The organism is Streptomyces spororaveus (genome assembly GCF_016755875.1).
Lineage (GTDB): Bacteria > Actinomycetota > Actinomycetes > Streptomycetales > Streptomycetaceae > Streptomyces > Streptomyces spororaveus.
The window spans coordinates 4,011,483-4,029,996 of the sequence record NZ_BNED01000005.1 but is presented as its reverse complement, the minus strand read 5'-3'; the positions used below and the strand labels follow the sequence as shown (position 1 = coordinate 4,029,996).

At 71.9% G+C, this 18,514-nt stretch carries 19 protein-coding genes; 9 read left to right on the top strand and 10 right to left on the bottom strand.

What is annotated here, in order from left to right; translation table 11 throughout:
• Positions 1 to 8: 8 nt before the first annotated feature.
• The 4 genes from Sspor_RS20445 to Sspor_RS20430 all read right to left on the bottom strand — a co-directional run bounded on the left by Sspor_RS20445 (position 9) and on the right by Sspor_RS20430 (position 2,850).
• A complete protein-coding gene (locus Sspor_RS20445; RefSeq protein WP_202200419.1) occupies positions 9 to 893 on the bottom strand; it encodes an ABC transporter permease in 885 nt (294 codons plus the stop codon).
• A gap of 2 nt (positions 894 to 895) precedes the next feature.
• Positions 896 to 1,867 (bottom strand): ABC transporter ATP-binding protein, encoded by a 972-nt coding sequence (locus Sspor_RS20440; RefSeq protein WP_237403943.1) that lies wholly within the window; start codon positions 1,865 to 1,867, stop codon positions 896 to 898.
• Between the two features lie 27 nt (positions 1,868 to 1,894).
• On the bottom strand, positions 1,895 to 2,284 hold the full coding sequence (locus tag Sspor_RS20435; RefSeq protein ID WP_237403942.1) for a hypothetical protein: 390 nt from the start codon (positions 2,282 to 2,284) through the stop codon (positions 1,895 to 1,897).
• 197 nt (positions 2,285 to 2,481) lie between these two features.
• Positions 2,482 to 2,850 (bottom strand): hypothetical protein, encoded by a 369-nt coding sequence (locus tag Sspor_RS20430; RefSeq protein ID WP_202200418.1) that lies wholly within the window; start codon positions 2,848 to 2,850, stop codon positions 2,482 to 2,484.
• A 308-nt stretch (positions 2,851 to 3,158) separates the two neighbouring features.
• Between Sspor_RS20430 and Sspor_RS20425 the strand changes: the two genes are divergently transcribed.
• The 3 genes from Sspor_RS20425 to Sspor_RS20415 are packed head-to-tail and all read left to right on the top strand — an operon-like array spanning position 3,159 to position 5,542.
• Positions 3,159 to 4,490, top strand: coding sequence for a cytochrome P450 (locus Sspor_RS20425; RefSeq protein WP_202200417.1), 1,332 nt, complete (start codon positions 3,159 to 3,161; stop codon positions 4,488 to 4,490).
• Positions 4,487 to 5,311 carry a class I SAM-dependent methyltransferase gene (locus Sspor_RS20420; RefSeq protein ID WP_202200416.1) on the top strand — a complete coding sequence of 275 codons (825 nt, stop codon included), beginning with the start codon at positions 4,487 to 4,489 and terminating at the stop codon, positions 5,309 to 5,311. The genes Sspor_RS20425 and Sspor_RS20420 overlap by 4 nt, the downstream gene beginning before the upstream one ends.
• A gap of 45 nt (positions 5,312 to 5,356) precedes the next feature.
• A complete protein-coding gene (locus Sspor_RS20415) occupies positions 5,357 to 5,542 on the top strand; it encodes a hypothetical protein (protein WP_202200415.1) in 186 nt (61 codons plus the stop codon).
• A gap of 70 nt (positions 5,543 to 5,612) precedes the next feature.
• On the opposite strand, the gene Sspor_RS20410 is transcribed toward Sspor_RS20415, so the two are convergent.
• The 4 genes from Sspor_RS20410 to Sspor_RS20395 all read right to left on the bottom strand — a co-directional run bounded on the left by Sspor_RS20410 (position 5,613) and on the right by Sspor_RS20395 (position 10,122).
• A complete protein-coding gene (locus tag Sspor_RS20410; protein WP_237403941.1) occupies positions 5,613 to 6,191 on the bottom strand; it encodes a TetR/AcrR family transcriptional regulator in 579 nt (192 codons plus the stop codon).
• Positions 6,192 to 6,245: 54 nt separating this feature from the next.
• The gene (locus Sspor_RS20405; RefSeq protein WP_202200414.1) at positions 6,246 to 7,499 is read right to left on the bottom strand and encodes an MFS transporter; all 1,254 of its coding nucleotides are present in this window, start codon (positions 7,497 to 7,499) and stop codon (positions 6,246 to 6,248) included.
• A 146-nt stretch (positions 7,500 to 7,645) separates the two neighbouring features.
• Entirely contained in the window at positions 7,646 to 8,488 is an 843-nt protein-coding gene (locus Sspor_RS20400; protein WP_202200413.1) for a DUF8017 domain-containing protein, read from the bottom strand.
• A 26-nt stretch (positions 8,489 to 8,514) separates the two neighbouring features.
• Positions 8,515 to 10,122 carry an outer membrane protein assembly factor BamB family protein gene (locus Sspor_RS20395; protein ID WP_202200412.1) on the bottom strand — a complete coding sequence of 536 codons (1,608 nt, stop codon included), beginning with the start codon at positions 10,120 to 10,122 and terminating at the stop codon, positions 8,515 to 8,517.
• Positions 10,123 to 10,263: 141 nt separating this feature from the next.
• Here Sspor_RS20395 and Sspor_RS20390 point away from each other — a divergent pair, with 141 nt between their 5' ends.
• From Sspor_RS20390 to Sspor_RS20375, 4 genes are all read left to right on the top strand, one after another.
• On the top strand, positions 10,264 to 11,487 hold the full coding sequence (locus tag Sspor_RS20390; protein ID WP_202200411.1) for a serine hydrolase domain-containing protein: 1,224 nt from the start codon (positions 10,264 to 10,266) through the stop codon (positions 11,485 to 11,487).
• Between the two features lie 205 nt (positions 11,488 to 11,692).
• Positions 11,693 to 12,199, top strand: a complete 507-nt coding sequence (locus Sspor_RS20385) for a GNAT family N-acetyltransferase (RefSeq protein ID WP_202200410.1) — start codon at positions 11,693 to 11,695, stop codon at positions 12,197 to 12,199.
• 76 nt (positions 12,200 to 12,275) lie between these two features.
• Positions 12,276 to 12,791, top strand: a complete 516-nt coding sequence (locus Sspor_RS20380) for a SigE family RNA polymerase sigma factor (protein ID WP_202200409.1) — start codon at positions 12,276 to 12,278, stop codon at positions 12,789 to 12,791.
• Between the two features lie 73 nt (positions 12,792 to 12,864).
• Positions 12,865 to 14,118 carry a hypothetical protein gene (locus Sspor_RS20375; RefSeq protein WP_202200408.1) on the top strand — a complete coding sequence of 418 codons (1,254 nt, stop codon included), beginning with the start codon at positions 12,865 to 12,867 and terminating at the stop codon, positions 14,116 to 14,118.
• Between the two features lie 6 nt (positions 14,119 to 14,124).
• Here Sspor_RS20375 and Sspor_RS20370 read toward each other — a convergent pair whose 3' ends face one another.
• Complete coding sequence (locus tag Sspor_RS20370) at positions 14,125 to 15,843, bottom strand: bifunctional 3'-5' exonuclease/DNA polymerase (protein WP_202200407.1); 1,719 nt, start codon at positions 15,841 to 15,843, stop codon at positions 14,125 to 14,127.
• Positions 15,844 to 15,999: 156 nt separating this feature from the next.
• On the opposite strand from Sspor_RS20370, the gene Sspor_RS20365 reads away from it, so the two are divergent.
• Both Sspor_RS20365 and Sspor_RS20360 read left to right on the top strand, forming a co-directional pair.
• Positions 16,000 to 17,178, top strand: a complete 1,179-nt coding sequence (locus Sspor_RS20365) for a DUF2786 domain-containing protein (RefSeq protein ID WP_202200406.1) — start codon at positions 16,000 to 16,002, stop codon at positions 17,176 to 17,178.
• Between the two features lie 136 nt (positions 17,179 to 17,314).
• On the top strand, positions 17,315 to 17,560 hold the full coding sequence (locus tag Sspor_RS20360; protein WP_030726905.1) for a DUF397 domain-containing protein: 246 nt from the start codon (positions 17,315 to 17,317) through the stop codon (positions 17,558 to 17,560).
• A 121-nt stretch (positions 17,561 to 17,681) separates the two neighbouring features.
• On the opposite strand, the gene Sspor_RS20355 is transcribed toward Sspor_RS20360, so the two are convergent.
• Positions 17,682 to 18,191, bottom strand: a complete 510-nt coding sequence (locus tag Sspor_RS20355) for an ATP-binding protein (RefSeq protein ID WP_094744647.1) — start codon at positions 18,189 to 18,191, stop codon at positions 17,682 to 17,684.
• Between the last annotated feature and the right edge of the window lie 323 nt (positions 18,192 to 18,514).

The window sequence follows — 18,514 nt, the reverse complement described above, 5'->3', positions numbered from 1 at the left end:
TGTCTGGGTCAGTTGACGCGCGGGCCGCGCCAGCGGAACGACATCGCGGTGAGCACGAGTCCGCCCAGCGACCAGAGCGCCAGGACCAGCGCGATCCTGCCGAGCTCCCAGCTGCCGGCAGGCTCCACCACGGTGAAGGAGTCCGGAAGGAACACCGACCGGAACCCCTGGGCGATCCACTTGAGGGGGAAGAACGACGCCAGGGTCTGCATCCAGGAGGGCAGTTGGTTGAAGGGGAAGAACACACCCGAGATGAACTGCGTCACCATGAAGACCGGCGTCACGATGGCGGCGGCCGAACGGCTGTTGGGGATGATCGCGCTGTAGGCCACGGCGAGCAGGGCGCAGGCGACCGTACCCAGGGCCAGGTCCCACCCGAGCGTCGTCCAGCGCTGCACGGTGGAGGGCAGCGGCAGGCCGAAGGCCGTCACGGCGATCGCCATCAGCAGTGCGGTCTCCAGCACGGTGGTGACCACCACGCGCACCAACTTGCCGATGAAGTACGCGGATTTGGGCATCGGCGTCATGGCGAGACGGCGGACCGTGCCGGTGTCGCGCTCGATGGCTATGTTGATCGCGAGACCGGAGAAGGCGGTGCTCATCACGCCGGACGCGATGATCCCGGCCATGAAGACCTGCTTGAGGTCCGTGTCGGTGCCCGCCACCTTGCCCGAGAAGATCGATCCGAAGACCAGAAGCATCAGCACCGGGAACATCAGGGTGAAGATCAGTGACTGCTTGTTGCGGAAGAAGCCTTTGAGCTCCACCGAGGAGCGCGCGACGGAGGCGCGCCAGATACCGGGTGTGCGGCGGGGTGCGCGGCGTCCGCCGGCTTCGGCGGTCGCGGCGGTGCCCGCGGTCGTGCGGACGGGGACGGAAGGGGCGTCTGACACGGTCACGGGGTTCCTGCCTTTGCTTCGCGGTTCCTGCTGATCAGGTCGAGGTAGATCTCCTCGAGCGTCGGCCGGTGCACGCGCAGCTCGGGCAGCTCCCGCACCCTGGCCTCGTCGGCCCAGGCCAGCAGGACCAGGAGGACGGCGGTGGGCGTCCTGGTCAGGATGCTGACGATGCCGGGGGCGTCGCCGTTGGTTCCGTCCCGTTCGACGGTGACGCCGGCGGGCAGGGCCGGCAGGGTCCGTCCCGCCAGTTCCGGCGGCATGCGGAACGACACCGTGGTCGACGTGTCGGCACGCCCGCCGAGTTCGGACACCCGGCTGACCTCGGCGACCTTCCCGTCGACGATGACGGCTGCGCGCTGGGCGAGCGCCTCGGCCTCATCCAGGTAGTGCGTGGTGAGGACGGTCGTGCGCCCGCGGTCGGCGAAGTACTGCACCAGATCCCAGGCTTCTCGACGAGCCACCGGGTCCAACCCGGTGGTGGGTTCGTCGAGGAAGATGAGTTCGGGGTCACCGACCACCCCGACCGCCACGTCCAGCCGCCGCTGCTGGCCGCCGGACAGAGCCGTCGTCTGCTTCTTGCCGTGCTTGCCCAGCCCGACCATGTCGATGACCTGGCCCACGGGCAACGGCGCCGGATACAGCGCCGCGAAGTGCTCCACGACCTCGCGCACGGTGAGATCGGTGTAGGCGCCCGTGGACTGGGGCACGACACCGATGCGTGCCCGCCAGTCGCGCCTGTCGTCGGCCGGATCGCATCCGAGTACCCGCACGTCGCCGCCGGTCCGCTGCCGGACCCCCTCAAGGATCTCGACGGTCGTCGTCTTGCCCGCGCCGTTCGGCCCGAGCAGGGCGAACACCTCTCCCTTGTGGATGGTCAGGTCCACGCCCCGTACGACGTGCGAATCGCCGTACTGCTTGCGCAGGCCCCGGACAACGACAGGGTCTTCTTCCGATGCGGTGTGCAGCACTTCGGTGCTCTCCTTACGAGGCGGTGATCAGGTGCAGCAGGAGCAGGGGCAGCAGCACGTGAGAACCGTCGGGCCGCCGCCCTTGCCGCCGCCGGAGAGGCCCGAGAGGTCGCTCTCGCTCAGCTCGGCGGTCTCGACGACGGGGGCGTCCGGCACGTGGAACTCGAATCGGCCGCTCGCGAGCCCCGCCTCCCACAGACCGACCTGGACGTCCAGATTTCCGTCCGGCTGGGTCTCCGGGTCGGCGCTGACAATGACGATTTCGGCGTCCGCGGGAAGGGTCAGACCGGATTCCGCAAGGGCGGATCGCGGGTCCGACTTCAGCCGGGCGCGGTACTCATCGCTCGACCAGGCGGTGATGAGCGTCTTGGTGTAAGCGTTAACGAATTCTGTACGCTGCTGGGCGTCCATCGCCATGCTGGCTTCTCTTTCTGTGTATTCCAGGCACCCTGTACACGGGGGACGCACGGGGGGCACTGAGAACAGGATCCAAATGCTGTGGCCGGAGCCGGCTGCGCGGGGCCTCGGCCTTGTCCGGCCGAGGGCCCGCGCACAGCACCGGGTCCGTCATCCTGCGGAGCCGCGAACCACCTCGGGCTCTCCGCAGCCGCGGATCAGGTGCAGCAGGAGCAGGGGCAGCAGCAGTAGTTGCCACCGGCGGCGACGTCGGACAGGTCGCCCTCGCTGAGCTCGGCGGTGTCCACGACCGGGGTCTCCGGGATGTGGAACTCGTAGCGGCCGGTGGCCAGGCCGAGCTCCCAGAAGGAGACCTGGACGTCCAGGTTGCCGTCCTGCTTGCCGTCCGGGAGGGTGCGGACGATGACGATCTCGGCGTCCTCGGGGACGTTCAGACCGGACTCGGCCAGCGCGGCGCGCGGCTCCGAGTTCAGGCGGGCCACGTACTCCTCGCTCGACCAGGCGGTGATGAGCGTCTTGGTGTACGCGTTGACGAATTCAGCGCGCTGCTGCGGGTCCAGCGACATGTGGACTCCTCCTTCGAGTACCGCCTCGCACCGTGTTGTGCTGGCGACAAACGAAGCTTGGCATGAGGGGAAGACCCCGCCAAGACTTAATCTTCGGCGCGGACCAGTAAGTATTGAGAGCCCCAGAACAGTGCGATAGATTGCGCCCCGCAGAAGCCCTTGGATATGCGAATCGATGCGTATTGCCGACCCTAGGTATACGTATTCGGATTACGTATCGGGCATTCTCGGCTACGTATCAACGATTCTGCGTACGCATTCGGTGTACGCATTCAGCCAACGGCCACACCACGGAGGTGACCGCCACCATGCCCGCACGGACCCTGGTCCTGCCCCCCGGCCCCGAAGGCCCCGCCGACATGCAGGGGATGCGCAACGATCCGCTGGCCTTCGTCACCGGGCTCGCGCATGAGTACGGCGACATCACGTGCCACCGCGCCGACGGCGACACCGTCTACCTGCTCAACCGGCCGGAGCTGGCCCGCTACGTACTCAAGGAGAACGGCGCCAACTACACCAAGGAGAACACTCCCGACGACCACATGCTGCGTCCACTGCTCGGCAACGGGCTGCTGACCAGCGACGGCGAGGAGTGGGCGAAGCAGCGCCGGATGTGCGCGCCGGCCTTCCGGCCCAGCGCGGTACGCACCTTCGACGGCATCGTCACCGATGCCACCGCGAACATGCTGGAGCGCTGGCGCCCGGCCCTGGACGGCGACACCCCGATCGCGGTCGACCACCATCTGACAGCCCTGACCCTGGGCATCATCACCCGGGCGATCCTGGGCGCCGACATCGACGGGATCGGCGAGGGCTTCGGCCGCGCGGTGGACGCGGTGAACCGCTACATCGGCCACTACGTACCGGCCGACGACCCCGATCCGACGGACACCGCGCTGCGCCGGCAGGGATTCGCCTCGGCGCGCGCCTTCCTGGACGCCGTGACCCGTACCCTCATCGCCTCCCGCCGGGCCACCGGCGCCGCCGCCGGCAGCACCAACCTGCTGGACGCGATGATGAGCGCCGACCACCAGGTCTCCGACGCCGATCTGCGCGACCAGGTACTGACGATCATCATGGCCGGTCACGAGACCACCGCGAAGTCGCTGACCTGGACGCTCTACCTGCTCGACCGCAACCCGGCGGAGGCCGCGCGGGTCCGCGAGGAGGTGGACCGGGTGCTCCAGGGGCGTACTCCGACCGCCGCCGACCTGGTGGACCTGCCCGTCTGCCAGCGGGCCATCAAGGAGGCCATGCGCCTCTACCCGCCGGTGTGGCTCACCTCCCGGCGGGCGACCGGCCCCGATGTCATCGGCGGGTACGACGTCGCACCGGGCACCCTGATCTGCATCAGCCAGTGGGTGCTGCACCGTCATCCCGACCACTGGGATGCGCCGGAGGAGTTCGTCCCCGACCGCTTCATCGACGCCGACCTCCCCAGCCACCTCTACATGCCGTTCGGCGGCGGAGACCGGATCTGTGTCGGCCAGCACTTCGCGATGGTCGAGGCGACCCTCGTCCTGGCCATGCTGACGCAGTCCGTCGCGTTCGAACTCGTCGAGGGCTTTCCGGTCGAGCCGGAAGCCCTGGTCACCCTCCGCCCCCGGCACGGCATGAGCATGATGGTGAGGACCCGGTGAACACCTCGACCCTCAAGGGCGGTTCGTACGATCCGGCCCGGACCACCACCGGCGGTCTGACCGGCGAGCTGGCCCGCCTCGAAGCACAGGCCGCCCTGTCCTTCCCCGAAGAGCTGCGCATCCTGCGCGAGCTGGGCGTCACCGAGTCGTCGACACTGCTCGAACTCGGGGCCGGGTCGGGCGCGGTCACGCGCTGCCTGCGCGCCGCGCTCCCCGGCCTCACGATCGTCGCGGTCGACATCGACGAAACGCTGCTGGCCCATGCCGAGGGCACCGGCGCCGAGCTCGTCGTGGCCGACGCGGCAGACCTTCCGCTGGAGACGGGCAGCGTCGACACCGTCCTGCTGCGGTACGTCCTGCAACACGTCCCGGACACGTCGAAGGTGCTCACCGAGGTCCGCCGGGTGCTGAGGCCCGGCGGCCGCGTGATCGTCACCGAGGTGGACACCTCCTGCTGGGGCATCGCCGAACCGTCCTACCCGGAGATGGCGGGCATCCACGCCAAGGTGGCCGGCGCCCAGCGCGCGGCCGGCGGTGACCGTTCGATCGGCCGCCGCCTCACCCGGATGCTGCGCGCGGACGGCTTCGAGGACGTCGTACTGCGCCCGTTCGCCACCACCAACGACGATCACCCGACCGAGGCCTTCGCGCCCCATCTCGGGCCGCAGCGCCTGGAACCCCTGCTGGCGGCCGGGGTGCTGTCCTTCGCCGAACTCTCCCTCGCGGCCGACCGGTGGAACCGCTTCCGCTCCGACCCCGACGCCTGGGTGATGCTGCTCGGCCTCACCGCCGCCGGAACCTCCCCCGGCCCCGCGGCATGACAAGCCCGGCACAACAAGAACCGACCTGATACGAGAGGCCCCTCCATGAACCCCAACCTCAAGATCTTCATCACGATCTTCTGCTACATCAGCGGCGTCGCCGGGCTGGTCACCGCCGTGCTCGACGCGAGCAGCAAGCCCGCGCAGATGACCTCCGCCGTCGTCGCCGGTGCGATCGGCGTGGTGTTCCTGCTGAGCGGACTGATCCTCACGCGCAAGCCGCGCTACTGATGCGGCCCCTGCCGGTGCCGGCGTCCGCGCCCGGCACCGGCCCGACGGGCGGCCGGGCGGTGTCGCCCGGTCAGTCCGCGAGCTTCAGGGCGAGATCCACGGCGGACTCGATGAGCTGCTCGTCGGCCGGCTGCCCGAAGACGAGTACGCGGTAGTAGAGGGGGCCCAGCAGGAGGTCGGTGAGCCGGCCGAGGGTCTCCGCGTCCGGGGTCCTTCCCGTGTGGCGTTCGAGGACGGCGCCCAGACCGGCCAGATCGCGCTCGCGCTGCTTGAGTAGGAAGGCCTTGCGCAGGGCGGTGGCGGCTTCCTTGTCCAGCTGCGCGTGACCGAGGAGTGCCTGGAGCACCTGGCCCGCGGGCTCCTGGAAGAAGTCGGCGACGCGGTGCAGATGCGCGGTGAGGTCCTCCGAGGCGGTGCCGGCCGGCTCGGCCCAGGCCAGGCCTTCGAGTGCGTCGTCCGTCAGGGCGTCGAGCAGGATCTCGACCTTCGACTTCCACCAGCGGTAGATCGTCTGCTTGGCGACGCCCGCCCGTGCGGCGATGCCCTCGATCGTCGTCGCGGCGAACCCCTGTTCCACCAGCAGGTCGTCGGCGGCGTTCAGCACCGCGACGCGGATGCTCTCGCTGCGTCGCGGACCCGTGCGGCTCACGACGGGGGAGGGGGCGTGGCGGCCTTCGGTCTTCCGTGCGGCGCTGATGGTCGCTCACCTCTCGCTTTCGTACGAATGGCGCGATTCTGGCACACCGGAACGGGCGAGGCTCAGCAGCACGGTGAGCGCGAGCAGCGCGACCAGGGCGCTGAAGATCTCCCCGGCCGGCCGCAGGCTCGTGGCGCGGATCAGTACGCCGACGCCGATCGCGGGTACGGCGAGCATCGAGTAGAGGATCGCGAAGAACGTCGACACCGACGCGCCGCGGTGCTGCGGATCGCCGTGGGTGGTGATGCCGCCGATGCCGTGGCTGATGGCGATGCCGGTGGCCAGACCGTTCACGGCGGCGCCGATGAGCAGCGGGACCAGGGAGGTGATCGCCATGGCGAGTGCGATCAGGGCCGCGGCGAGGATCAGCCCCAGGCAGGCGACGGAGAGCGCGGAGCCCGGCCGTATCCGGCGGACCAGCAGCTGACCCAGCGCGGTGCAGGCGAAGGCGGTGAAGACGACCAGCCCGGTGAGCGAGTGGCTGGTCTCGTGGAGGACCGTGCCGAGGAACAGGCCGGTGACGGCGGTGAGGACGCCGAGCACCGAGAAGCCCGCACCGGCGGCCATCGCGGAACGCAGGAAGTCCGAGCGGATCTCCGACGGGATGTGCAACGGCTGGAGCCGGAAGGTGAATCCGGAGCGGTGCGTGGCCGTCTGCCGGGACGCGGCCACGCCGACGAGGCCGACTGCCGCCAGGACGAGCATCACGATCCACGGTGTGCGCAGCGGTGAGGGCGCGGCATCGGCCAGGATCCCCGCGAGCAGGGTGCCGCAGGCGAGGCCGCCCATGTTGGCGAACAGCGCGACCGTCGCGGGCCGGACCCGGCGGCCCTGCGGGATGAGCTCCGCGAGCGAGGCGGTGGCGGCGCCGGTGACGAGGGCGGCGGAGAAACCGGAGACCACGCGGGCGACGAGCAGGACGGCCACGTTGCCGGCGGCCAGGAAGACCAGGGCGGCGCAGACGGAGAGCAGCGTCGCCGCGACCAGTACGGGGCGCCGCCCGATCTGGTCCGACAGGCGCCCGAAGGCGAGGAGTCCGGCGACGACCCCGAGGGCGTAGACGGCGAAGATCACGGTGACGGTGATCGGGGAGAAGCCGAAGGCCTTGCCGTACAGCGGGTAGAGCGGGGTGGGCGCCGTGGTCCCCGCCATGGTGATCCAGAAGGCGAAGGCCACGACGGCGGCCCCGATCCCGCTACGGGGCGGGGAGGAGATCGCCGCGCCTGCCGGGGAGGCGGCGCGGTCGGTTCGGTTCGGCACGGGCTGTCCTTTCGGAGCGTGCGGACGGCATGAGAAGACGTGACGGTGCGTTGCGTCTGATGGCGACACTAGACTAGCCGTTGCGTCTATTCAACGCGTCGTGCGTCGCCGCCGCCGGGCCGCCCGGCTCCGTCAGCTCCCCGGTGTCACGGCCCGGGGCCCGGGTCCTTCGGGTCGCCCGCCAGGCGGACCGTGCTCAGGATCCGCATGATCAGGGCGTCGTCGACGGCGCCCGGGACGCCCGTGCGGCCGTAGAAGTCCCAGGAGACCAGGTCGCCCCGGGAGTTCTTGAAGCCGAAGACGACGGCCTGGCCGTCGCCCGCGCAGCGGTCGGTCCGCTTGGCGCCCGAGGAGCGCGCTCTGACGTAGCTGCCCCTGACCCCCGACTTCGTGGTGTACGCCACCGGCTTGTCCGCCGTGACCACGCTCTTGTCCGGCTGGGTGTAGGCGGCGTAGACCCAGGTGGGCGCCTCCTTCACGGCGATGTCGGCGGGATCCTTGGCGCCGCCGGCGCCCTTGGTGCCGACGTTGCCGAGCCGGACGTCCGAGACCTGGCCGTCGCCGTTCGCGTCGACGCTGCACCACCGGGACTTGTAGAAGGCCGGGGCCGTGTGCCCGATGAGGACCTTCTCCCTGTCCTTGGTGTCCTCATAGCCGCTGAAGACCTGGGGTTCGAGGACCTCCCACCCCGGCGGGACGTCGAACGCGGTGCCGTGTTCGGGGTTGATCACGGTCTTCCACCCCGCGACGAGCGGCTTCGTCGGGTCGGCTGCGGCCGCGGCGGCGGCCGCAGCCGAGCGGTGCCGGTTCTCGCGGACGCCGAGTGCGACGCCGGTCGCGGCCGCCGCGACCGCCATCGCGGTCAGCGCGCAGATGCCGGCGGCGAGCCGCCTCCTGCTGATCCGGGCCGCGGGGCCGCCGGGTCGGTCCGGCTGTCGGTCCGGCTGTCGGTCCGGCTGTTGGTCCGGCTGTTGGTACGGGTTCTGCACGGTGCCCCTCCTGGTACCTGCCTGCCCTACTTGCCGAAGGACAGGATCGCGCGGCTCACCTTCCGTGGCTCGGGGCTGTAGACCCGGCCGTTGAGCAGGAACAGCCGTCCGCCCGTCCACGCGATACGGATGCCGTGGGGGTAGAAGACGTCCTCGGCGCCGCTGGCCGCGGCCGGGCTCTGCAGGACCGGCTGCGAGGCCCCGTCGGCCGCGGCGAGGGAGACGACCGACGCCGCCCGGCCGCTGCCGGGGGTGACGTACGTGACGACCCTGCCCTCCTCGACCGCCAGCGGCCACATGGTGCGCCCCTTGGGCTGCCCGGCGGTGCGCCACCGCTCCTTGCCGGTGTTCAGGTCGACGGCGACGACCTGGTCGGTGACGTCGGTGTCGAGGGTTGCGCCGGGCGGGCCCGCCCCGATGTAGAGGGTGTCGGCGTCGGCCGCGGCGGCGTAGCACTCCTGGAAGCCGTCGGCGTGGCCGAACCCGTTGCACCGGCCGCTGACCCCGAAGGCCGGGGAGCTCTGCGAGCGGACCGTGCCGTCGGCGGCGAACGCCGTGACGTTCCAGGTCTTCTTGTCCTTGTGGTGCGCGGTGATCACCAGCGGGTCGACGGAGAGCACCCGGCCGACCGTCCAGTCCTGGGCGTACTTGTAACTCCACCGCGCGCCGCCGGTGGCCGGATCCAGCTCCTCGACCATCGCCTGTCCCCGTGCGACGGCGTCCTTCGGGTCGGGGCACTGGCGCAGACCGATCAGCCGCGAGCCCCCGGCGAAGCCGTACGGGTAGCAGCCGTTCGGGCTCGACGTGCCGAAGAGCTTGTGGCCGTCGGCGACCGAGAAGCCGCTCATGACGGCCGACCGGGCGACGGCGACGGTGTCACCGCTGATCGCCAGCTCGAACTGCAGCGCGCTGTCGTACTTGTTCTCCGGCGGCAGCGGGATCTTCCAGCCGGCCCGCCCCGTGGTGAGGTCGATCTGCTGGAGCTGGGTGCAGTGCGAGGTCTCCGACGCGCTCTCCTTCAGGCCCACGACGAGTTTGCCGTCGGCGGACGGGGCGCGCGGGACCCCGCACAGCGGCGTCTGGAGCGGAAGCGTCCATTTCTCCTGGCCGTCGGCCACCGCATAGGCGGTGAGACCGGTCGGGATCGCGCCGACCACGGTGTCGCCCACCCGCCACGGGCCGTACTGCGAGGTCCCCGCCCCGGGTACCTCGGCCCGGTTGTCGCGCAGCCAGACCCGGGCCTCGCCCGCCTGGATACCGGAGTTGGGGTCGTAGGCGTCGGGTCCCCCGCCGGGCCCCTTGCCGTCGCCCTGGTCGACCGAGGGCGAACCGGAGGGCCCGGCCAGGGGCTGCGCGGGCTCGCCGCGGACCGTGAGGCGGTAGGCGCCGCCGCCGATGAGGAGCAGTGCGGCGAGCAGCGCCGCGAGGGCGCCGACCGCGGCCACGGGCCGCGGCAGCCGGGACCGGCCGCCGGAGTGCGGGGCGGCCGGCGTGGTCGGGGCGGCCGGTGTGATCGGCGTGATCGGGGTGTGGGGAGCGAACGGTGCGGGCGGTGGCCCGAAGCCGGCGGGCCGCCGGTCGTCGGGTCGCTGCTCGCCGGGTTCCGGCCGTGGGCCGAAGGTGCGACCGGTCATGGGGGAAGTCTGGCCGATCCGGAGATATTTCTAGAATAGATTTTTGGACGAATTCGCCGCTCCCGGCTCCGGTCGCCCGCCCGTGTGCACAGGTCTAGCGTGGAATACGGGTCCGTGGCTCGGCGGGTGAGGAGGCCGGGGATGACGACACGTTGGCGCAGCGCGGCCGTCGCCGTGGCGGCGGCGGCCATCCTGGTGGGGCCCGCCGGTGCGGTGGCGCCCGCGGCGCCCGTACCGGCCGCGACGGTTCCGGTCCCCGCACCGGCGCCGCCCCCGCCCCCGACGCCGGCCTCGGACGAGTTCGCCCAGCTGACCCCCGAGGTCACCCGCCGGCTGGACGCGGCGATCAAGCAGGTCCTGGCCGAGGCGAAGATCCCCGGTGTGATCGTGTCCGTGTCGGCCCCGGGCAAGGGAGAGTACGTACGGTCCTTCGGTGTCGCGGACAAGGCCACGGGCGCGCCGATGACCCCGAACCTGAACATGCGGATCGGCAGCGTGACGAAGACCTTCACCGTGACCGCCCTGCTGGAGCTGGTGGACGACGGGAAGGTCGGGCTGGACGACCCGATCGGCAAGTACGTCGACGGGGTGCCGAACGGCGACCGGATCACCCTGCGCGAGCTGGCCGGCATGCGCAGCGGCCTGTTCAACTACTCGGCGGACGAGGACTTCTACAAGGCGCTGACCAGCAATCCCGACCGGCCCTTCACCCCGCAGCAGCTGCTCGGCTACTCCTTCAAGCACCCGGTGCTCTTCGAGCCGAACGCGAAGTTCTACTACTGCAACACCAACCTGATCCTGCTCGGGCTGGTGGTGGAGAAGGTCGGCGGCGTCCCCCTCGACCGGTTCATCGACCAGGAAGTCGTCGCACCGGCCGGGCTGAAGCACACCCTGTTCCCCACGGGCCCGGAGTTCCCCAGTCCGCACGCCCACGGCTACACGAACCAGACGGCCTCCGGGAAGGTCGAGGACTCCACCGACTGGAACCCCTCCTGGGCCTGGGCGGCCGGCGCGATGATCTCCGACCTCCCCGACATGCGCAGCTGGGCCAAGACCCTGGCCACCGGGACCCTGCTGACCCCCGCCACCCAGGCCCAGCGCCTCGACGTGGTCGACGCGCTCCCCGGCACGGGCTACGGCCTCGGCATCTTCAACGTCCAGGGCTGGATCGGGCACAACGGCTCACTGCCGGGCTACGGGTCGCTCGTCCTCTACCTGCCGGAGGCGAAGGCCACACTGGTCGTCCTGCTCAACACGGACATCGGGTACCAGGGCCAGGAACCCAGCACCCTGTTCGGCGAGGCGATCACCAAGATCGTGACCCCCGACCGGGTCTACACGCTCCCCGCCCAGCCGGCGTCGTGAACTGACCCTGGACGGCGCACCTGTGCCCGCCGGGCCCCGGGACTTCGCTCCCGGGGCCCGCCGCCGTGTGGGCGCGGCCCGTCCTTCGCCCCGGCCGACTCCGGCCGTAGCGTAGGGAGTCGAGGGTGGAGCGGGTGAAGCGCGTGACGCACCCTCCGCGCACCCTGGTCCGCGGCGCGCCGAACAACCCCTGAGGGAGACGCACATGAACGGTCAGGCAGTACAGCGGGACGGTCTGTCCCCGGCGGCGGACTCCGCGTCCGCGGTCTCGGTCCGCGCGGCCGGCGAGGCGGACGTCGACACGGCGGCCGCGCTGTTCCGCGGCTACCTCGACTTCTACGAGGTGGACGTCGAGGACCCGGACGCCCCGCGGGCCTTCCTGGCGGAGCGGATCGCCAAGGACGAGTCGCTGGTCCTGCTCGCCGATGTCCCGGAGACCGGCACGGTCGGCTTCGCGCAGGTCTACCGCGGTTTCTCCTCCCTCTCCCTGCGGACCGCCTGGGTCCTCAACGACCTCTACGTCGCCCCCGCCGGCCGCCGCACCGGGGCCGGCCGGGCGCTGCTGCGCGAGGTGCTGCGCCGGGCCCGCGAGGCCGGGGTGTCCGGCGTACAGCTGGAGACCGCCTACGACAACACCGTCGCGCAGGGGCTGTACGAGACGGAGGGCTTCGTCCGCGAGGAGTTCCACGTGTACTTCCACGACCTCGGCTGACCGAATTCGGGCAGGGATGAAACATTCTCGACCGCCATCGCGTCAGAGAAGGGGAGAGGGACGCGAGGGGGAGTGAATGCGGCAGGGGCGCAGGGAGGGGTTCCGTGAGTTCGCCGCGGGCCGTTCGGGCCATCTGTACCGGTCGGCATGTCTGCTCGTGGGCGGGGACACCCACCTCGCGGAGGACCTGGTGCAGGAGACCCTGGGGCGGATGTACCTGCGGTGGGGCCGTATCTCCCGCATCGACAATCCGGCGGCGTACGCGCAGACGGTGCTGGTACGGGTCTTCCTCACGCACCAGCGCCGCCGGTCGGCGGGGGAGCGGCCGGTCGGGGAGCTCCCCGACGCCGGCACGCCCGCGGCCGGCGGCCAGGACCCGGCGCTGCGGCTGACGCTGCTGGAGGCGCTGGGGCGGCTGGCGCCCAAGGACCGGGCGGTGCTGGTGCTGCGCTATTGGGAGGACCGCAGCGTCGAGGAGACCGCCGACGCGATGAACTCCAGCTCGGCGGCGGTCCGAACCCGGACCTCGCGGGCGCTCGCCCTGCTGCGGGAGCAGCTGGGCGGCAGCCTCACCGCCTTCGTGGACCTCTGAGAGCGCCGGTCCGCCCCGCTCCGCCCAGCTCGGCCCCCTCACCCCGCCCGATATACGGAAGGCCTGGTTTCCGATGTCCTTCGAAGACGAGCTCGCCGAAGCCCTCCGGCGCACGGGGGAGGGCTTCACGACCGACCCCGCGGCCCTCACGAACGGCGGCGGGGAGCGCGGCCGGCGGCTCGTGGCGCGCCGCCGGACCGCCGTGGCCGGTGGATCCGTGCTGGCCCTGGTCCTGATCGCCACGGCGGGGGCCTACTCCGCCGGCCTGTTCGGCGGCTCCGGCGCCGAGGGCGCGGCCCGTGTCGCCGCGCCGGCGCCGACCCCACCGGGCAACGGGCGGCTGACCGGCACCGGCGCGGTCAGCGCCGACCAGATGATCGGCAACCTGAAGGCGCTGCTGCCGGCCGGCCGGCTCACCGAGACCAGGGCACGGGGCACCGAGGACGAGCTGGGGCCCAGGGTCGGCGCCGTCTACGACGACGGGAAGGGCCCGGCGGCCATCTCCCTCGGCCTCCAGCGGGTGGACCCGTTCGGCAGCCAGGCCCGCGCGCAGACCGAGTGCGAGGACGGGAACGTGCACCCGCACGACGACTGCCGGACCGAGCAACTGCCCGACGGCTCCCGGCTGCTGCTCCACCAGGGGTACGAGTACCCGGACCGCCGGGTGGACACCAAGGTCTGGCGGGCCGTCCTCGTGACCGTGCAGGGTTTCCTGGTCGACGCGTCCGAGTGGAACGCCGCGTCCGACAAGGGCGCCCCCGTCTCCCGGACCGACCCGCCGCTGACCGTCGCGCAGTTGAAGAACCTGGTCACCTCGGACACGTGGCACGCGGCCCTGAACGACCTGCCGGCGGCCGATCCCGAGCCGGCGCCCCCGCCGGAGTCGCTCGTCCTGCGGGACCGGAAGGCCGTGGACGCCCTGGAGCAGCTGATGACCCGGCTCGGGATCACCGTCCCGGTCGTCTCCAAGGGCGGGCAGGGGACGTACGGCTACGTCGTGCTCGACGACGGCAAGGGCAAGTCCCTGGTCCAGATCAACGTCCAGTCGGCCGCGGACCACCCGGGCTTCACGGGGAACTCCGCTTTCACCACGGAGTCCGACGGCACCAAGGTGAAGACCCTGGCGGGGCCCGGCGAGAAGAACGGCGGCGTGACCCAGTGGAAGGTGGACACCCTGCGCAAGGACGGGCTGCGGGTGGTGGTCAGCGCCTTCAACACGGCGGATCAGAACGGCCCGGCCACCCGCCCCGCACCCGCGCTGACGCTGGGGCAGCTGCGGCAGATCGCGCTCGCCCCGGAGTGGAAGCTGCGCGCGCCCACTCCCTGATCGGCCTCATTTGGCGTCCGCGTAGCACTCCACGACCGCCGTCGTGAACGGGAAGCGGACCGGCGTGTCGCCGAAGGCGATCCGTCCGGCCCGTTCCCCGGCGGCGCGGATCGCCGCCACGACGGCCTCGGCCTCCTCGGCCGGGCAGTGCACGATCACCTCGTCGTGCTGGAAGAACACCAGCTCGGCCCGCATCCCGGCGGTCGCCTGCCGCAGCGCCGCGAGCAGCAGCAGGGCCCAGTCGGCCGCACTGCCCTGGACGACGAAGTTGCGGGTGAACCGGCCGCGGGCCCGGGTGTTGGTGGAGGCGTAGCTCGGCGTCCAGCCGTCCTCCCGGTCCTGCGGGGGCACGGCCCCGCCCTCCCCGTACCCCTCGCCCGGGTCGACGCCGCCGTCACCGGCCTCGTCCCCCTCGCCGGAGCCCGCGGGCGGCGGGCAGGTGCGGCCCAGCCAGGTCCGTACGAGCCGGCCCTCCTCCCCGGCCTTCGCCGCGTCGTCCACGTACGCGACGGCCCGGGGGAAGCGGCGGCGGAGCGCGGCCAGGTTCTTCAGGCCGTCCCCGGAGGTCTGGCCGTAGACGGCGCCGAGCACGGCGAGCTTGGCCTTGTCCCGGTCGCCCGAGAAGCCCTGCCGGGAGACGGCGGTGTAGAGGTCCGAGGCCTCCCCGGCGACCTCCATGAAGGCGGGGTCGCGGGAGATCGCGGCGAGGACGCGCGGCTCCATCTGGTCGGCGTCGGCGACGACGAGCCGCCAGCCCGGGTCGGCGACCACGGCCCGGCGGATCACCTTGGGGATCTGCAGGGCCCCGCCGCCGTTGGTGACCCAGCGGCCGGTGAGGGTGCCGCCGGGGATGAACTCCGGGCGGAAGCGGCCGTCCCGGACCCAGTCCGCGAGCCAGGCCCAGCCGTGGGCGGTGTAGATCCGGTACAGCTTCTTGTACTCGATCAACGGCTCGACGGCGGGATGGTCCAGCTCCTGGATCTCCCAGCGGCGGGTCGACTTGAGCTTGATCCCGGCCCCGGCGAAGGCCTTGACGACGTCGGCGGGCAGGTCGGGGCGCACGCGCCTGCCGAAGGCGGCGGAGACCCGGTCGGCCAGCTCGGCCAGCCGCCGGGGCTCACCGCCCCCCGCGTACCGCTCGCCGAGCAGCTCGGTCAGCAGGGCGCGGTGCACGTCGGCCCGCCAGGGCAGGCCCGCGCGGTTCATCTCGGCGGCGACGAGGAAGGCCGCCGACTCGGCGGCGACGAGCAGCCGCATCCGGTCGGGGTGGGCGGTGGCGCCCTGCCGCTTCGCCTGGTCGGCGTGGACGGCGATCAGGGCGTCCAGGGGGACGGGAGTGGTGGGCCGCGGGTCGAAGAGGGAGTCCTGGGCGCGGGGGTCGGCGGCGCGCTGGGGCGGATCGGGGGGCACGGGCGCGCCGGTGAGCCGGGCCCAGGCGGCGGCGGCCGAGCGGGGCTCGCCGAAGCGGCCCTCGTGGGCGAGGAGCAGCAGCTCGGCGGCTTCGATGTCGTGGCACCGCTCGACGGTGGCGCCCGCGGCGAGCAGGCGGGGATACACCGCGGCGGTGGACCGCCAGACCCAGCGGGTGCCGGGCGGGGTGGCGCGGATCGCCTCGGCGGGGTCGCGTACGCGCATCCGCGCCCCGTCCGCGGGGTCGACGGGCGCGGCGTGCCACCACCCGTCGCCGTCCTCGGCGAGGGCCCACCGGGGAGTGCGGTCGCTCATGGGTGCGAGTGTCCCACCGGGGTCTGACAGGGGCCGGGCGGCGGGGGAGGGTGCCCGTGTCCGGGGTGTCGAGGAAGCCCGGGGCGATGGCCGAGTACGTGGCCACCAGCACCGCCGGGAACGGGACGCGAAGGCGGACATGCCAAGCTGAGAGGTGTGAGAGACCTTGCCGAGACCGTCGACCGAGCCTTCGCCGCCGCCCTCTACGCCCAGGACGACGCCGGGCTGGACACCGGAGCCTCGCTGCTCGTCGCGGACCAGGGGGGCTGGCCCGCGGTCGGGCGCGAGCTGCTGGCGCGCGGGGAGGCGTACGTACGCCAGGGCTGGGAGCGGGGCTGGCAGCCGGCCGACGTGCTGCGGCTGGTCCGCCGGGACCTCGACGAACGGCACCAGCGGATCACCGGGGACCTGATCGCCGCCGAGGCGCGCCGCTACGCCCGGCTCCCGGCGCGCTGGGGCGCCGCCGAGGTGTGGTGGAAGGGCGACGAGGAGTACGCCGACCGGCTCGCGCAGCGGGAACGGGCCGACCGGTTCACGCTGGCCACCGCCTTCCTGGAGGTGCTGCGGCTGCTGATACGGCTGCCCTCGATCGAGCCGGTGGGGCCGCTCCCCGGCGACCCCGCCGACGCGCTCGCCGAGCACGCCCACATCGAGCCGCGCATGCTGGGCCGGATCCGGGCCCTGCTCGCCAAGGCCGAGGCGACCACCTTCCCGGAGGAGGCGGAGGCGCTCAGCGCCAAGGCCCAGGAGCTGATGGCCCGGCACACCGTCGACGAGGCGCTGCTGGCCGCCCGCGGGGGCGGCCCGGCGCAGGTCCCGGGGGCCTGCCGGATCGGTGTCGAGCCGCCGTACGAGGAGGCGAAGGCCGTGCTGCTCGACGCGGTGGCCACCGCCAACCGCTGCCGGGCGGTGTGGAACAGCGGCTTCGAGTTCTCCACCGTGGTCGGCTTCGAGAGCGACCTGGAGGCGGTGGAGCTGCTGTACACCTCGCTGCTCGTGCAGGGCACGGCGGCGATGACCCGCGCGGAGGCCGCGCAGCGCTCCGGCGGGCGCAAGCGGACGAAGACCTTCAGGCAGTCCTTCCTGCTCGCCTACGCCAGCCGGCTCGGCCAGCGGCTCACCGAGACCGCCGAGCACACGGCGACCGAGGCCCCCGACAACCTGCCGGCCCTGGTGGCCCGAGACGTGGCGGTCACCTCGCGGGCGGAGGAGATGTTCCCCCGGACCACCACGACCAGGCTGCGCGGCGCCACCGACCACGCGGGCTGGGAGGACGGCACGGCGGCCGCGGACCGCGCCCACATGGTCGGCAGGCGGAACCAGCTGCCTCGCTAGGCGCTCTTTACTCCTGAGTACGGATCTGTCCGTGATCAACGGACCACCCCGCGTGCACGTGCATCTGCCCATGCAGCGGCTCGTGAACACAGCTATGATCCGGAGGAGTTGACATCTGCACTATCGGGGGCTTCCTGTGGACCACGCGTACAACGGGATGGCAGCTGCAGAACTCGCTACCTTGTTTGAGCTGACGTGGCAGAAGAGCAGACACAGCAACTCGCAGGGTTCCTGCGTGGAGTTCGCACGGCTGCCGGGAGGCGATGTCGCCATGCGCAATTCGCGCTTTCCCGACGGACCGGCGCTCGTCTACACGCCTGCCGAGATAGAGGCCCTGCTCCTGGGCGTCAAGGACGGCGAGTTCGATCACCTGATCAGCTGACGGAACAGCGCATCCATCAGGCCATGCACGTGCACTGGCCGGGACCGATCGCAAGGATCGGTCCCGGCCAGTTGTCCTGTTCCGTGCCACTTGCCGGCGGGCGTCGGCGGTTGTCGCGCGCTCAGTCCTGGAGCAGGAAGAGCGCCCAGACCACCTTGCCGGTCAGTCGCCCCGCCAGCGGGTGCCAGCCCCAGCTGTCGCTGTACGAGTCCACCAGGAACAGCCCGCGCCCGGACTCCAGGTCGAAGTTCTCCTCGGTGCGCTCCGGTGAGAAGGCCCCGCCGGGCCGGTCCTCGCTGGGGTCCCGCACCGCGCACACCAGCCGCGTGCTCCACCGCATCAGGTGCAGCCGTACCGGCGGCTCCGGCTCGGCGTCCGCGCCCCGCGCGTCCTCGGGGAGGGCATGGCGCAGCGCGTTGGTGACGAGCTCGGAGACGACCAGGGCCACGTCGTCGAAGCGGTCGTCGAGGCCCCACTGGGACAGGGTCGAGCGACAGAAGGAGCGTGCTCCGCGCACCGCTTCGTAGCGGGCGGGCAGGGCGCAGGAGGCGGACCCGGAGACAGCCGTGGGGTCGACCGGGGGCAGCCCCTGCCGTAACGGCTCGAGCATGGTCGATCCATTCGTCCCCATGCGAGGCACTCCCGGGATTCGCGGGCGGAGCGGTCGTCTCCGTCCAGAAAGAACTGCGGGGTGGGTCCGGCGCCGGCGCGAACAGCACGCAGGTGCGCGGGGACCATCGTTCCGAATGCCGGAGCCGGATGCAAGGGCAGATGCACGTGCACGCGCCGGACCTGTCCCCTCCCGTGACGGTTCTGACTCATTTCTTCCTACGCATACTTACGGACTTCTTTTCCCGCAGACAGGATTCCGTTACAGAACGAGTACGGGCCGGTGCGTTTTGGTGGCAGACTGCGGCCCCTGGGGTACGGGGGCCCCGAGACGCTCGCGCACAC